Genomic DNA, 15,145 nt, shown 5'->3' with positions numbered 1-15,145 from the left:
AGCGCCTCGTTCAGCCCCAACAAGCGCTGGAGGGCCTGCCAGTGAAGTCGTTCTTTGACTTCATTGTCAGGACAGTAGCGTCTCGAGGGGCTAGGCGCTGGAGCTGGATTAAGAAAACTACATGTAGTTATACACACTTAATTAATTTTATAATTCCTGGTTAACAAACAAAAAAGGCTGCCCAATTGAAGGCAGCCTTCATCTTAATTCTTTTTTCGGATCACGGCACGAACAGGACTTCCATCCGCCTGTTCCAGCGGCAGAGGCAATGCAGCGAGCTCGTAATCTCCTGGTTCGATATTTTCAAGTACCAGTCCTTCAAGGATATGAATGTCCCGGTTGTTCAACTCATGATGGGCACTTAGTTCCTTGCTGTCCAATGGATCAACCGATGGTAAATCTAGCCCAAGCAAATGTACTCCTTGCTCAGCAAGATAAGCAGCCAATTCAGGCTCGATATGCGGAATTGATTCTGGGAACACCGTCTTATCCTGCCATGCGTCCGTACGGATCAACAGGCGCTTGACTCCGCGCAAATCCTCAGCTTCCACTTCCTTAATTCCGATACTTTCCGGCTTCTGTAAATGAATCACCTTTGCAGGACCGATATACAGGTTAAAGTCCAGATCGATTACTTTTTTTCCATCACTATCGAAATGAAAAGGCGCATCGATATGTGTGCCGGTATGCGTGCTCATCGTTACCTGTCCGACATTCACAGAGCCGCTTTCTTCCATCCCCCAGCTCACTTCATAATGAAATGGCGTATCGCCCGGCCAAACAGGAATTTTATCATGTAAAACCTGCGAAATATCAATCCAGTTTCCCATACTGTTACCTACTTTCTTATTATAGCTTCGTCCTCAGGCTCCATAGCTCTGGGAAAAATCGGTGGTCGACGACCTTTTTCAAATAGGATACACCGGCAGATCCGCCTGTTCCAGTTTTGTGGCCGATGATCCGTTCAACCGTGCTCATATGGTTGAAACGCCAAAGCTGCTGCTGGCTGCCGATATCGACAAGCTTCTCCGCAAGCTCATATAAATCCCAATATTGATCGACGTTTCGGTACACCGTGAGCCATGCTTCCTCGACACTGGCATGTGGTTCGTACGGAGCAGACCAATCACGATTTAAGGCTTCAACATCTATCGGCAGTCCGCGCATCGCCATCGCACTGATCGCCGCATCATAAATCGATCGTCCATGCAGCGCATCCTCCATTTGTTTATACAGTTGGGCATCATGTTTGTACACAGACAATACATGTTCGCTCTTTTAGCCAAGAGCAAATTCAATCAAACGGTTCTGATAGGATTGGAATCCTGACGAATGGCCAAGCTTGTCACGGAACTGCATATATTCAGCCGGAGTCAGCGTCGAAAGTACACTCCATGATTGGATCAGCTGCTGCTGGATCCTTGACACCCTTGAGAGCATCTTGAAGCTCGGCTCCAAATCATTTTTTCGTATGCAGTCAATCGCCGCGCTCACTTCATGTAAAATCAGCTTCATCCACAGCTCGCTAGCCTGGTGGATAATGATGAACAGCATTTCATCATGATGATCAGACAGGCGCTGCTGGCTCGATAAAATTTTATCCAGCTGCAGGTAACTGCCATAAGAAAGCTCTTTTGAAAAATCAGTGTGAATTTGATGTGTTTTTTGCTCTTCCTTCATTTCCGGACTCCTCCCCTACGCCACAACTCCGCGCTCATTGCTATATTTCTCGTATAATTTATTATCCATGATATCTTTTAAGATCTGGACAGCATTCCAGACGTCATTGTAAGAAGTGTAAAGGGCCACAGGGGCAAGGCGGACAATGTTCGGAGCGCGGAAATCAGGGATGATTCCTTTTTCCTTCAACGCCTTGCAAATCCTTGCAGCTTCCTTGTGCTCCAGACTGACATGGTCGCCTCGTTTGAAATCTTCTGTTGGGCTGCCGATAATGAAGCCTGCATCACCAAGCTCCTGCTGTATCAGATCCATGAGATAACGGTTGATCTTTAATGATTTTTCACGGATATTCTGAATTCCAGCCTCTGCGAACATTTCCAATGAGCCGAGTAAAGGCGCAAGGCTCAGAACATGTGGTGTACCAATTTGGTAAGCGCCGGCAGTCTCTGCAGGTGTCATGACATGCTTCATATCAAACTGTTTATCTTTTCTTGAACCGAACCAGCCGGCAAGACCAGGCTTCGTGCCTAAATGCTTCGAGTTCACATAAAGACCTGCTACCGCCCCCGGCCCGCCATTCAGGTGCTTATAATTGCACCAGTAGGCAAAGTCGACTCCCCAATCAGAAAAGGAATGAGGAATCGCGCCGATCGAATGGCAGCCATCGAAACCAATCAGGATTCCGCGGCTGTGTGCAGCTCTTGTCAGGCGCTCCATATCAAGAATTTGTCCGCTGCGGTACAGCACAGTCGGCAGCACGACAAGCGCAATTTCTTCGGTCATTGCCTCAATGATATCGTCCTCATCCAAGAACCTTCCGTCCCTGCTTTTCACACTGATCAGGTGCGTATCTGGATCATAGCCATGGATTCGCAGCTGGCTTTGAAGCGCATAGATATCCGACGGAAAATTCAATTCATCAGCAAGGATTTTGGTTTTTTTACCCTCAGGCTTGTAAAAAGTCGCCACCAACTGATGCAGGTTGACCGTTGTGGAGCCGCTTACAATTACCTCTTCAGAAGCAGCACCGATTAGCGGAGCAGTCAATTCTCCCAGTTTTTCAGATAAATAGAACCACGGATGGTTGCCATCCATCCAGCCATCAATGCCAAGCTCGCGCCAGTCGGTCAATGACTCTAGCAATGTTTTTTCAGCACGCTTTGAAAGGAGACCAAGCGAGTTTCCATCAAGATAGATTGAATCAGGTATCAGGTAAAACTCATCCCGGTAACGGGCTAACAGATCTTCACCGTCAAGCTGTGCGGCAAGTTCCGCATCAGGTTCAAAAGAATAAGGCTTCATCATCATCTCTCCCATTCCATTTGCAACTAGAGAAATCGTAACAAAGAACAGAAGCAAGCGTCAACAAAAGGTCTGAGTATTCCAAAAAGAAAAACAGCCTCCATAAAAGGCTGCTTAAGCAAAACGATAATAAATTAACACAAAGGTCGATAAGACAAAGATGAAATTCAAAAATATAAAGATGAATTGGTCTACTCTTGTTTTGTGCATTTTAATTGGCGGATTATAGAAGGATACTCCTTCGATGATGAAGATGATCAGGACAATATGGATCATGAAGTGGTCGATGATCTCTGTAAATCCGAAAAGCATTGTCGTTAAAATAAAGATGGTTGTGACAACAACTCCCAGTACTCGATTCAAGATACCGACTACCAGCAAATAGCCAACAACAAATTCGATGAAAGCGGCCATGACGATGAAGGATGCTGAGTCAAATCCGAAGGTAGGCACCTGGTGGTTTGCGACGATATCCAGCGACATGGTGGGGTATACCCATTTTTCAACGGCGACCCAGCATAATGAGAGTCCTGTCCCCAAATATAAGAACGGGAAGCCGACATTTTCAAGCTTAGTGCTGCCGATAAGCAGCACTCCGATGATCGCCACATAAAAACCGTAATCAAGCATATAGAAAATGCCATGGTTTACAGTGACCATGATGAATAATATCAGTAATATCGCCGCTCCCATTTTTGTCGCGATATGGTGCGGTACGAGGAGAAGGCCTATCGTTGCCCAAGCCAAGATCATCATCAAGGTGCTGTCGACCTGGAATTCCGGTGCGAATAAGGTACCGTTTGTTACCTGGATGATTAGAGCGACTGCTGTTCCGTATTTCAATAAATATCTAGAATATTTCCGGAATCCCGAAAGGAAATCATCCCATTTTTGAATGAGTGGTCATTGTGCCATCTTTGGGATTATTAGTGTCAGTGAGGCGAGGACTAATGCAGCCAGCAAGGCAAGCCCCATGAATAACGGAGACAAAATATTCTCGATACTTTCTTTCTTAGGCGCCACTTCAGTAAACCATTTTACATGAGCATTTGTATAAAAAGGTGTCAGAATAAGTCCGAACACAATGATGAGTTGCAGAATTTTTTTCACTAATCAGACCTCCTGGCAATATAATCACTATAGAGATAGTAATAATACTACTGATTCATACGAATTTAACAGCAGAATCACGAACATTTTGTGAAATGATTCACAATAAATTCACCTGTATTGTTTTTACATACAAAGTTTGCCCCGTTAACAAGCTAGTATGCTTTTTTAAACAAGTATTAATGGGTATATTGGTGATATGGAAGAAAGGATGGTGAATAATCTTTGGGACGTTTATTTTCAATCTTGATTTTTGGGGCCGGCCTTACTATATTTTGCATGGCCATTTTTAACGAATGAAAAAGAAATTCAAAATATAAATCAGGAAATAGATAAGTTAAAAGATAATCCAGAGCTAATCCAAGCAATGGAAACGGTCAACGATGGAATCAATCAGTTGTTATGGAAGCTTGATGAAAAGAAGGAAGAATTAACACAGGATGAACAAAATATTTTGCCAAAAGTGGCAAAACCTGAGTTGGAGACCCCTTCTGAAAAAACTTTCACGATTCATAATATCGGCATTGGGGATGGAAAAGCGGAAGTTGAAAAACAGCTTGGCGGACCTAAACGAGTATCCATTAATGAGTATGGAACCGAATGGCATGCTTATCACGAGAATTTCCAGAACTTCGTCATGGTTTCCTACAATAAAGATGGAATTGTGAATGCTTTGTATTCAAATCAGGATTTGATTGCTGCTAAAAATGGCATCAAGTACGGTGCTCCTAAAGAAACGGTGCGTCAAACGCTTGGTGAACCGCTTAGCGAGATCAGGAAAGGGCTTGTCTACTATCAATTCCAAAAGGATCAGGACTATGATGTCTACAATTTGGACGACAGCTATGTGACTGTTTTTTATGACAAACATAGAGATAATACCGTGACAGCCATCCAGATTGTCAGCGAAAAATTGGAGCAAAGCAAAGCAGGCTTTTATACAAAAGCAAGTGATGCATTGAAGGAAGGATTTGAATACCAGCTGTTCGACGTGACAAATGCTTCAAGGTTGATGCACCGCCTTGGCATACTTGAGTGGGATGATCAGGTTCGAATAACAGCCCGCAAGCACAGTGCAGATATGGCGGAAAACTCGTATTTCAGCCACACGAACTTTGAAGGGCAGTCACCTTTTGACAGAATGGAAGAGGATGATATTGCATTTTCCGTTGCCGGAGAGAATCTGGCGTATGGACAGTTCAGCAGCATTTTTGCTCACGAAGGTCTGATGAACTCACTCGGGCACCGCGAAAATATACTGAAGGCAGATTTTAAACTGCTCGGTGTCGGCGTCGCGTTCGGTCCGAAAGATGAGCCTTATTTTACTGAGAATTTTTATAGTAAGAGAAAATTTTAAGCCGGATCTCATTTCTTGAATTGGAAAAAATCGCGGATAATTTCCAGTTCGCTATAAAAACGAATTTTTCGCTATAAAAATGGAAAAATCGCTATAAAAAATGGATTTTCGCTATAAAAATCAGAAAGTCGCTATAAAATGAAGATTTTCGCTATAATATCATTTCTATTGTGTGAACAGGCATGTTCAAGACTAGTTTTCACACCAAGTTACTATCCTTTTAGATGCTTGAACTATTTTATTGTCGGTTTTCACAACTTTATTGGCGGTTTTCACAACTTTATTGGCGATTTTCACAACTTATCGGCGATTTTCACAACTTATCGGCGATTTTCACAACTTATTGGCGATTTTCACAACTTTATTTGTGATTTTCAATTTTTATTTGTGATTTTCAATTTTTATTAGTGATTTTCAATTTTTATTGGCTAAATCCACTTACTTATTGGCGAAAATCAAATTATATTGACGAACTGGAAATTCCGGGCGTTTTTTTCAAGCAGAGAACAAAAAAACCACTTAATCAGCTCTCGATTAAGTGGTTTTTCATTCAATATTTACTTCACTCGCGGGAATCCAAAGCCTGATGCATAGTCATCACCAGATGCTGCTCCTGATCCGCCAAGAATATCATTCGCTTTTGCGCGGTTCTGAAGTTCCGCACGAAGTTGCGTATGACTCATGTTTGGATTTTCAGCCCAAATCTTTGCAGCGAGTCCCGATACGTGCGGAGTCGCCATGGATGTTCCGCTGATTGTGTTATAGGTTCCATCGTACCATGTAGATTCGATCGCTCTTCCAGGTGCGGACAGTTCCACATCGAGCTCACCGATCACATAGTCACCGTCTGTCAGCGGATTGCCACGAGATGAGAAGTCTGCAACACGGTATGTACCGTTCTGCTGGACATCTTCTAAAGCCGCTACAGCCACTGCATTCGGAAGGGCACCCGGATAACCAATCGTATTGGCATTTGGTCCGCTGTTACCTGCCGCGGCGACAACTAGGACACCTTTTCCATATGCATAATTGACAGCATCAGCAATCATCGTGCTCTTGCTGCTGGATCCGAGTGACATGGAAATGACCACTTTTGAACCTGTACGTACTGCTTCATCCGCAGCATGCCTGATAGCTCCAGCAATATCATCCGAATAACCTGATCCTCTGTCATTCAATACTTTATAAGCCCAAAGGTCTGCATTCGGAGCCACTCCGTAAATGCCCAAACCTGTTCCGCCATGAGCCAGGACTGTTCCTGCAACATGAGTTCCATAGCCATTTTTATCCGAACATGAATTATTGACTAGAGGCGACTTACGCTGTGTAAAATCCTTACATTGTTCGTCGCTGCCAGCTAAGTCAGCATGATTTACGTTCACCCCGGTATCGAGTACGGCTACCTTTACTCCGTTACCTCCAGATGTTGCCTGAAGATTGCTATCATTATAGATTGCTTCCATTCCCCAAGGCGTTTGATCGGCTGGCGCAGACTGTGCTCCGGACCCCGGTTTTGCATTCAGCTGCACCTGGGAAACTGTTTCTATTTGTAGATTCTTATTTTTCAATAGTGCCTGGTATTGCTTCGCATTGACTTCTATTGTAAAACCTTTCGCACCAAAATCCCATCTTTTGCCGAACTGATCTTTTGCCTTAGCCTTTTCAGCTGCGGGACCCTGGACCAAAACCCGGTATGTATCCTGTGTCTCTGGTGCCTGGTCAAATGCCCCAGCCGTGAACATAGATAAACCCATTGTCATGCTTAATAGTGCGGCTCCTAATACTTTCTTCTTTTTCACCCAACCACTCCTCTGCATTTTTATGGTGTTGCCAGCTTACAGACTCTATTATATTTAAAATATTCAGAAAATATAAATATGCTAAACTGTTCATTTTTAAGTCTTTTGAATCAGGATGATTAGCACATTTACCAAATTTTCATATGCGTAAAGAACTGTTTTTGGATTTTCCCAATATCCGAAGAACCAAAAAGAGTGACCTTTTACAGGTCACTCTTTCATACAGGGTAGTAAACTTATATAAATAGCAGCAGACTGACGGCCATGACTGCCATTCCAGCAATTAAGCCGTAAATGGCTAGATGAGATTCATCATATTTTTTTGCAGCAGGTAACAATTCATCAAGTGAGATAAATACCATGATGCCAGCTACGGCCGCGAAAATGACACCAAACATTATGTCATTCAGGAATGGCATTAAGAAGAGGTACGCCACAAGAGCGCCGATCGGCTCGGCAAGACCCGACAGAAATGACAGTTTAAAGGCTTTCTTCTTATCGCCAGTGGCAAAATACACCGGGACAGAAACGGCAATTCCCTCAGGAATGTTGTGGATCGCAATCGCGATGGCTATCGCCACACCCAAAGCCGGGTCCTGGATGGCCGAAGTGAAGGTAGCGATTCCTTCCGGGAAGTTGTGAATCCCGATTGCCAGAGCTGTGAAGGTGCCCATCTTCAACAAGGCTGCATCGTGGGCAACATTAGACGGCGCGTTCATATCCTCGACCTTTTTTAGTTCATGAGGATTTCCCTGCTTGGGTATGAACTTATCGATCAAGGCAATTAACAGGATTCCAGCGAAAAAACCGCCTACTGTTGCCCAGTTGCCTAATTGTACACCCATTGCAGAAACCAGTGAATCCTTTGCTTTGACGAAAATCTCGATCATCGACACATAAATCATCACACCAGCAGAAAATCCAAGTGCGACCGAAAGGAATTTTGTATTCGTCCTTGATGTGAAAAAAGCTAAAATACTACCGATTCCGGTAGCTAGACCTGCAAATAAAGTTAAACCGAATGCAAATAGAATCTCCTGTGACATTTTTCATTCTCCTTTGACCATCATTATTTACCCTGCACCCTAGAATTTTCATAAAAAGTGAACAATAATCTTTAGTTTATGCCGCAACACGAAATTGTTACACTTGCTAAATTTTCAAGTCTAATATTTTCGCAAAGATGGACATGAACCAAAATGTTTCCTCAGGTAAACTTTCAGGGTGCAGAAATCCTTTTACTAAACACAATATATGCGTATGGATTAAAAAGTTTCCTTTGCTCAACATTTTAAAGCAAAGGAAACTTAGCCTGCAACTAAATTATTCTAAAAATTTATGATTTTTTCGATGGACTAACCTAAACACTAAAAAACCCCTGCAAAAAGCGCAGAGGTTTTACAACTTATTATAAATAGCTTTTAATATCGTATTCGGCTTTTTTCTCATCCAGCCAGTTTGGATATTGCGCCTGGATTTTCTGGTCAAATAACAGTTCTTTAATCTCTTCCTGGTGTTCATCAAATACTGCTTCCTTAGCAGCTTTTTTATCAACAAGCTTAATGATATGGAAGCCGAATTCTGTTTTGACCGGCTCACTGACCGCATTCACTTCCAAGGCAAATGCTGCATTCTCGAATTCCTCCGCCATTTCTTCTCTTCCAAAATAACCGAGATCCCCACCGTTATCTGCATTGCTAGCATCCGTTGAATAGGTCTTTGCAAGTTCTGCGAAATCTTTTCCATTATCAAGCTCTTCCTTGACCTTCTTGGCCGTTTCCTCATCTTCTACCAGTATATGGCTCGCCTTCACCTGTTCCTTCTGGTCAAAAGAATCTTTATTTTCCTCGAAATATGACTTCATTTCCTCTTCAGTCACGTCGATCGAAGGTCCGATTATTTTTTCCGCGAGCAGATATATTTCGATGTCCTTCCTGATTCTTTCCATGGATACCTGATTTTGTTCAAGCGCTGAAGCAAAAGCTTCTTCACCACCATATGATTCCTGTAGCTTCTTAAGCTCTTCATCTATCTCATTACCTGTCACCTTTACCTTTTCCTTTGAAGCTTCCATTTCGATCACTTTGTTCGTGATTAAGGAATCCAATATCTCAGCACCATACATTTCTGTTAATTTCGTGTTCAATTCATCCTTCGTGATTTTCTCTCCATCGATGCTCGCTGCAGTTTCTGTTTTGGCAAAAGCAGTCGCAAAGATTAAGAGCACTCCCAGAAAAATAGCGGTAAATATCATTAAGAGTTTATTATTTTTCATAAAAGCTATCATCATTTCCCTCCATTATTCTGGACTAGCAGCGGAAATTGCTACTTTTAAGGTTTGCTGTTTGCCGTCACGGTATATTTTCAATTCGACATTATCGCCCGTTTGAAGTTTCGTATACATGTATCTTCTTAGCTCGCTTGCATTCTCCACTTTTTCATCATTGATTCCAATGATGACGTCCTGCTTCTGAAGTCCAGCTGCAGCAGCCGCTGATTCAGGGTCCACATAGGTCACCATTGTTCCTGAATCAACACTGTCTGGCAGGTTTTCGAGGTACATATCTGGAATCTGCGCCAGATCGGCAAGGCTTACACCTAAATACGGACGTTCTACTTCCCCTTTTTCCATAAGCTGGTTGACGATTGGCAGAGCTTCATTGCTTGGTATTGCAAACCCCAGGCCTTCCACGCCATTTTGCGAGATTTTCAAGCTGTTGATCCCGATTACTTTTCCATCTGTATCGATTAACGCACCACCGCTGTTACCTGGATTGATAGCAGCGTCCGTTTGAATGACGTTCATTTCCCATTCCCCGGCAGAGGTTGGAACTGAAATTGAACGATCTATCGCACTGACGATTCCCTGAGTCACTGTCCGCGATAAATCGAGACCGAGCGGGTTGCCGATGGCAAGCACCTGATCACCAGCTCTTAATTCAGAAGAATCACCAAATTCAATGACATCCTCTGCTTTTGCTGCATCAATTTTAACAACCGCTAAATCTGTCAATGCGTCCGCACCGACAACTTCTGCATCAACTTTCTCTCCATTGTACAAGCTGACCTCAACCTTTGAAGCACCTTCAATGACATGGTTGTTCGTCACGATGAAAGCACTGTTTCCTTCCTTCTTAAAAATAACCCCGGAACCAGACCCACTCTCAACATTTCCCTGACTTTGGGAAAAAGGATTGCTTTGCGCCTGGATATTCGTGATACCGACAATGGATTTAGATGAAGTTTCAATGATATCAGCTATCGACCCAGAATCTTTTGTTGAAGTGGGTGTCGTAATGATATTAGAATCCGTTTCTGCGGCTGATTCAGTTTGAGGCTGGTGCTGACTCCCTGCGTTCACTTCTGTATAATTAACAGCTGCAAGTGTCATCGCCGAACCTACTACCCCAGCCATGACAGTCGACATGATGCTTTTTAATCTATATGATTTTTTGATTGGCTCCTGTTCTTCATAACGGGAACGCTGTTCAAATTCATTCATGTTTTTTCCTCCTCGCTTCTAACTTGTCTTCATCTTAACCAGAAATTATGAACAAATTATTAACAAACTGCGGCGAGGGTTTTAAAATTCGGGGAAGATTTTTGCGTTAAAAGGGGAATGTCTAAGTCCTCCTTTTCATAGAGGAAATCGAGGGGGCTATACGGAGGAGGATTGCCCACTCAAAAAATGACTGCAGGCTAATTTGCCTGCAGCTTCGTAAGAATATTACATTTCAATATTTTTCATCAGATTAGCCATTTCAATCGCGGACATTGCAGCGTCCCAGCCTTTGTTGCCGGCTTTTGTGCCAGCACGTTCGATTGCCTGTTCAATAGTATCGGTTGTCAGAACTCCGAAGATGACAGGGACCCCTGAATTCATCGCTGCGGCTGATACACCTTTTGCTGTTTCATTCGAGACATAATCGAAGTGTGGAGTGGAACCGCGAATGACTGTTCCTAATGTGATGACCGCGTCATATTTATTGCTTTTCGCCATTTTTTGCGCAACCAATGGGATTTCGAAGGCACCCGGTACCCATGCTACATCGACATTGCCTTCTTCGACACCATGTCTTTTCAATGCGTCCTGTGCGCCGCCCAGAAGTTTGCTTGTGATGAATTCATTGAAACGCCCTACTACGATTCCAACTTTAAGACCTGTTCCTACTAAATTACCTTCGAAAATTCTGTTCATGTTCTATTCCTCCAATTAGCCCGTTTAATTTGGATTAAAAATGTAGTAAATGTCCTAACTTGCTGTGCTTTGTTTTTAAATAATTTTCATTTTCTTCCCTTGTTGGCATCTGGATTGGCACTCGGTCGACCACTTCCAGGTCATATCCCTTAAGTCCTTTGATTTTCCTAGGATTATTGGTCAGCAATTTCATTTGCTTGATGCCAAGGTCTTTTAAAATCTGGGCGCCAATTCCGTATTCTCGCAGGTCTGCACTGAAGCCAAGCTTTTCATTGGCCTCTACGGTGTCATAGCCCTCTTCCTGAAGCTTATACGCGCGAAGCTTGTTCATCAGGCCGATGCCTCTTCCTTCCTGGCGCATGTACAGAAGGACACCGCGCCCTTCTTTGTTTATCTGGCTCAATGCTGCATGAAGCTGCGGGCCGCAATCACAACGGAAGGAGCCGAACACATCGCCAGTCAGGCATTCAGAGTGGACTCTTACAAGAACCGGTTCTTCCGGATCGATTTTTCCTTTTACAAGAGCAATATGTTCTTTGTCATCTACGATATTTGAATACCCAACTGCTTTAAAAATACCGAATTCAGTTGGAAGATCAATTTCAACTTCTCTTTTTATCAACTGGTCCTTGCGATTTCGATATTGAATGAGATCTTTTATCGTAATCATTTTCAAATCGAATTGGTCAGCAATTTTACGGAGTTCCGGAACTCGAGCCATTGTCCCATCTTCATTCATGATTTCACAGATGACTCCGGCAGGCTTCGCACCGCTCAATTTAGCCAGGTCCACAGCAGCCTCAGTATGGCCCGCTCTCCTTAATACTCCGCCCTTCTTTGCAACAAGCGGAAAGATGTGGCCTGGCCTTTTAAAATCAGCGGCCTTTGATTCTGGGTCCAGCATGCTTAATACAGTAGCCGAGCGTTCGAAAGCGGATATCCCGGTTGTTGAATATTTATGATCAATGCTGACGGTAAACGCTGTGCCGTGTGGATCTGTATTTCGGGAAACCATCGGCATTAAGTCCAGCTTCTGGGCTAATTCCTCTTCAATCGGTACGCAAATCAATCCCCGGCCATGTGTTGCCATAAAATTGATGACATCCGGTGTCGCCTTCTCTGCGAGGGCGATGAAGTCTCCTTCATTTTCCCGGTCTTCATCGTCACAAACGATGACCACATTCCCCTGCATAAGTTCGTATATAGCCTCTTCAATTGGATCAAACATTTACATCACCCTCACATAAACCCGTTATCCTCTAAGAACTGGGCTGTAATATTGTTGCCTCGTTTTATAGCTGCCGGAAACTGGTTACTCAAAAAGTGACCTACATACTTGCCGATCATGTCACATTCAATGTTGACAATATCACCTGTATCCTTGAAACCTAACACCGTATCTTGTAAAGTGAGCGGGATGAGCGATAGAGTCAAGCTGTCTTCTGATACTCCGAAAACAGTCAGGCTCGTCCCGTCAACAGCGACAGAGCCTTTCATGATGACATACTTCAGCAATTCGGGATCTACTTGAATTTCATAGTAAACGGCATTCTCTATTTGCTTTTTCCCTTTAATGGTTCCAACGCCATCCACATGGCCGGCGACAAAATGTCCGCCGAACCGGCCGCCCGCTGCCATCGCTCTCTCCAGGTTCAGCTTCGAACCTCTTTTGACAGCTTTTAAACTGGACGCTTTGACCGTTTCAGGCATGACATCAACTGTAAATCTGTTCTCTGTATAGGAGGTGACGGTCAGGCACACCCCGTTAACAGCGATGCTATCCCCAAGGCGGACATCTGTCAGGACTTTCCTTGCGTCAATCGTCAGGACAAATGACTCCCTTCCATGCTGGATATTCGCGACAGTCCCAATTTCTTCAATAATCCCCGTAAACATAATAACCTCCTTCTATAACGGCTCGGCAATGATCCGGATATCCTGGTCAATTTGTTTTACCTCTTTAATTTCTAAATGAACTGTATCCTCAAGCCGGGCAATGCCTTCGCCTCCGTAAGCAGTGGGAGCACGCTTCCCGCCGAGCAGCTTTGGAGCGATATATGTGATAACTTGCTGAAAGGCTTTCTCCTTTAAAAAGCTGCCATGGACCTCGGCTCCGCCTTCTACGTAGACAGAAGTAATGCCCCAGTCTCCAAGTTTTTTCAGCATGTCAGGAATTCCAACTTTTTCAGTTTCCAGCTTGATAATCTCAATGCCAAGCTCAGTAAATTGCTTTATCCCTTCAGGCTCTGCCCGTGCTCCGGTCACGATAATGGTTCGTGCAGCCCTGTCATTTATGATTCTTGAATCCAGAGGGGTGCGAAGTGTGCTGTCCAGAACGACCCTCACCGGATTTTTCCCGCCAGCTTCAAGCCTTGTCGTCAGGCTAGGATTGTCGTTGATGACGGTGTTGACGCCAACCAGTATCGCGTCATGTGTATGTCGAAACTGATGGACATCCTTCCTTGCCTCTTCTCCTGTAATCCACTGGCTCTCTCCTGTCACAGTAGCGATTTTCCCATCAAGGGTGGTGGCTGACTTCAAGGTAACATAGGGCAAACCTGTGCTTATGTAATGAAAAAATACTTTGTTCAGCGCTTTTGCTTCTTCCTCCATTAACCCAACTTGGACATCTAAGCCTGCTGCAAGCATCTTTTTCACTCCTTCTCCGCCAACAAGCGGATTCGGATCGACCATGGCGACAAACACTTTCTTGATTCCAGATTCTATCACCAGATTCGAGCATGGCGGCGTCTTTCCGAAATGACTGCACGGCTCTAAGCTCACGTACAATGTGGCGCCTTCAGCATTCTCACCAGCCATGGAGATCGCGTGTACTTCAGCGTGCGGCTCACCCGCCTTCAAATGGGCACCCATTCCAATAATCTGACCTTCTTTTACAAGGACAGCACCAACCTGGGGGTTCGGTGATGTCTGGCCTTCGGTCGCACTGGCGAGATTGATGGCCAATGCCATATAATCCCGGTCGTTCATCTTGGTCCCTCCTTTCAATAGGGTAATTTCACAACAAAAAGACCCCGAAACAAAATGGCTTCGGGGTCCTAAAAAAGGCAATGTCAAACTAGAGGGTTAAAAAAGGGCATACTGATCCCGATCTTTTAATCCTCGTTTTTTCCTTCTCCCATCCAGACTTTAACTGTCGGCCCTGGGAGTTTCACCAGATCCACCGTTTAACAAATGTTAACCGGGTCACGGACTAAGAAGCATCGCTTCATCACCGCCGGTTGGGAATTTCACCCGACCCCGAAGGAATATATTAAGTTAGTGACATTATACAGAACATTATGTTAAATGAAAAACAAAAAAGCTTTTTATTTTTTCATCAACTTCTCAATCGTAGTCAAAAGTTCATCAACTACCTCATTGTCGCCTTCCTGAATTCGTTCGACGATGCAAGATTTCATATGGCCTTCGAGGAGGAGTTTGGCTACGCTGTTCAAAGCAGCCTGCGTCGCTGAAATTTGTGTGATTACATCGTCACAGTACGTATCTCTCTCAATCAGGCCTTTAATGCCGCGAATCTGTCCTTCTATCCGGTTCAATCTCGTCACGAGATTCTTTTTCGTTTTTTCAGAGTGATGGCTTTTCCTTTCTGATGAGCAACAGCTGTCACCACATTCAGTTGGGTTCACTTCGGGCTCTAATATGTCCATCTAAAAACCCCCCTTTATCTTTTAAGCT

15 protein-coding genes, 1 pseudogene and 1 riboswitch are annotated in these 15,145 nt (G+C 44.0%); of the genes and pseudogenes, 2 read left to right on the top strand and 14 right to left on the bottom strand.

Features of this window, described 5'->3' with window-relative positions; all coding sequences use genetic code 11:
- Positions 1 to 41: 41 nt before the first annotated feature.
- On the top strand, positions 42 to 164 hold the full coding sequence (locus LC048_RS02440; RefSeq protein ID WP_264188345.1) for a hypothetical protein: 123 nt from the start codon (positions 42 to 44) through the stop codon (positions 162 to 164).
- A 39-nt stretch (positions 165 to 203) separates the two neighbouring features.
- Here LC048_RS02440 and kynB read toward each other — a convergent pair whose 3' ends face one another.
- The 5 genes and pseudogenes from kynB to LC048_RS02415 all read right to left on the bottom strand — a co-directional run bounded on the left by kynB (position 204) and on the right by LC048_RS02415 (position 4,092).
- Positions 204 to 830, bottom strand: a complete 627-nt coding sequence (gene kynB, locus LC048_RS02435) for an arylformamidase (RefSeq protein WP_226601920.1) — start codon at positions 828 to 830, stop codon at positions 204 to 206.
- A gap of 19 nt (positions 831 to 849) precedes the next feature.
- Positions 850 to 1,680 (bottom strand): annotated as a pseudogene (kynA, locus tag LC048_RS02430) (tryptophan 2,3-dioxygenase).
- 15 nt (positions 1,681 to 1,695) lie between these two features.
- The gene (kynU, locus tag LC048_RS02425; RefSeq protein WP_306050413.1) at positions 1,696 to 2,982 is read right to left on the bottom strand and encodes a kynureninase; all 1,287 of its coding nucleotides are present in this window, start codon (positions 2,980 to 2,982) and stop codon (positions 1,696 to 1,698) included.
- A gap of 114 nt (positions 2,983 to 3,096) precedes the next feature.
- Complete coding sequence (locus tag LC048_RS02420) at positions 3,097 to 3,825, bottom strand: hypothetical protein (protein WP_306049351.1); 729 nt, start codon at positions 3,823 to 3,825, stop codon at positions 3,097 to 3,099.
- A gap of 60 nt (positions 3,826 to 3,885) precedes the next feature.
- On the bottom strand, positions 3,886 to 4,092 hold the full coding sequence (locus LC048_RS02415) for a hypothetical protein (RefSeq protein ID WP_306049349.1): 207 nt from the start codon (positions 4,090 to 4,092) through the stop codon (positions 3,886 to 3,888).
- A gap of 253 nt (positions 4,093 to 4,345) precedes the next feature.
- Between LC048_RS02415 and LC048_RS02410 the strand changes: the two genes are divergently transcribed.
- Positions 4,346 to 5,449 (top strand): CAP domain-containing protein, encoded by a 1,104-nt coding sequence (locus LC048_RS02410; protein ID WP_306049347.1) that lies wholly within the window; start codon positions 4,346 to 4,348, stop codon positions 5,447 to 5,449.
- 557 nt (positions 5,450 to 6,006) lie between these two features.
- Here LC048_RS02410 and LC048_RS02405 read toward each other — a convergent pair.
- From LC048_RS02405 to LC048_RS02365, 9 genes are all read right to left on the bottom strand, one after another.
- Positions 6,007 to 7,248: a S8 family peptidase gene (locus LC048_RS02405; protein ID WP_306049345.1), complete on the bottom strand. Its 1,242-nt coding sequence runs from the start codon at positions 7,246 to 7,248 to the stop codon at positions 6,007 to 6,009.
- 236 nt (positions 7,249 to 7,484) lie between these two features.
- On the bottom strand, positions 7,485 to 8,294 hold the full coding sequence (gene zupT, locus LC048_RS02400; protein WP_226601914.1) for a zinc transporter ZupT: 810 nt from the start codon (positions 8,292 to 8,294) through the stop codon (positions 7,485 to 7,487).
- A 362-nt stretch (positions 8,295 to 8,656) separates the two neighbouring features.
- Positions 8,657 to 9,538 (bottom strand): peptidylprolyl isomerase, encoded by an 882-nt coding sequence (locus tag LC048_RS02395; protein WP_306049342.1) that lies wholly within the window; start codon positions 9,536 to 9,538, stop codon positions 8,657 to 8,659.
- A gap of 9 nt (positions 9,539 to 9,547) precedes the next feature.
- Positions 9,548 to 10,750 carry a S1C family serine protease gene (locus LC048_RS02390; RefSeq protein ID WP_226601912.1) on the bottom strand — a complete coding sequence of 401 codons (1,203 nt, stop codon included), beginning with the start codon at positions 10,748 to 10,750 and terminating at the stop codon, positions 9,548 to 9,550.
- A gap of 225 nt (positions 10,751 to 10,975) precedes the next feature.
- Positions 10,976 to 11,446: a 6,7-dimethyl-8-ribityllumazine synthase gene (ribH, locus tag LC048_RS02385; protein WP_226601911.1), complete on the bottom strand. Its 471-nt coding sequence runs from the start codon at positions 11,444 to 11,446 to the stop codon at positions 10,976 to 10,978.
- Positions 11,447 to 11,480: 34 nt separating this feature from the next.
- Positions 11,481 to 12,674 (bottom strand): bifunctional 3,4-dihydroxy-2-butanone-4-phosphate synthase/GTP cyclohydrolase II, encoded by a 1,194-nt coding sequence (locus LC048_RS02380; protein WP_226601910.1) that lies wholly within the window; start codon positions 12,672 to 12,674, stop codon positions 11,481 to 11,483.
- An 11-nt stretch (positions 12,675 to 12,685) separates the two neighbouring features.
- The gene (ribE, locus tag LC048_RS02375) at positions 12,686 to 13,342 is read right to left on the bottom strand and encodes a riboflavin synthase (RefSeq protein ID WP_226601909.1); all 657 of its coding nucleotides are present in this window, start codon (positions 13,340 to 13,342) and stop codon (positions 12,686 to 12,688) included.
- A gap of 12 nt (positions 13,343 to 13,354) precedes the next feature.
- Positions 13,355 to 14,437, bottom strand: coding sequence for a bifunctional diaminohydroxyphosphoribosylaminopyrimidine deaminase/5-amino-6-(5-phosphoribosylamino)uracil reductase RibD (gene ribD, locus LC048_RS02370; RefSeq protein ID WP_306049340.1), 1,083 nt, complete (start codon positions 14,435 to 14,437; stop codon positions 13,355 to 13,357).
- Positions 14,438 to 14,573: 136 nt separating this feature from the next.
- Positions 14,574 to 14,719: riboswitch (FMN riboswitch) on the bottom strand.
- Positions 14,720 to 14,775: 56 nt separating this feature from the next.
- The gene (locus tag LC048_RS02365) at positions 14,776 to 15,117 is read right to left on the bottom strand and encodes a metal-sensitive transcriptional regulator (RefSeq protein WP_226601907.1); all 342 of its coding nucleotides are present in this window, start codon (positions 15,115 to 15,117) and stop codon (positions 14,776 to 14,778) included.
- Positions 15,118 to 15,145: the final 28 nt, after the last annotated feature.

The organism is Mesobacillus subterraneus (assembly GCF_020524355.2).
GTDB classification, from domain to species: domain Bacteria; phylum Bacillota; class Bacilli; order Bacillales; family Cytobacillaceae; genus Mesobacillus; species Mesobacillus subterraneus_C.
Note: the sequence above shows the minus strand (reverse complement) of the source record. Positions and strands in the feature narration are given on the sequence as shown.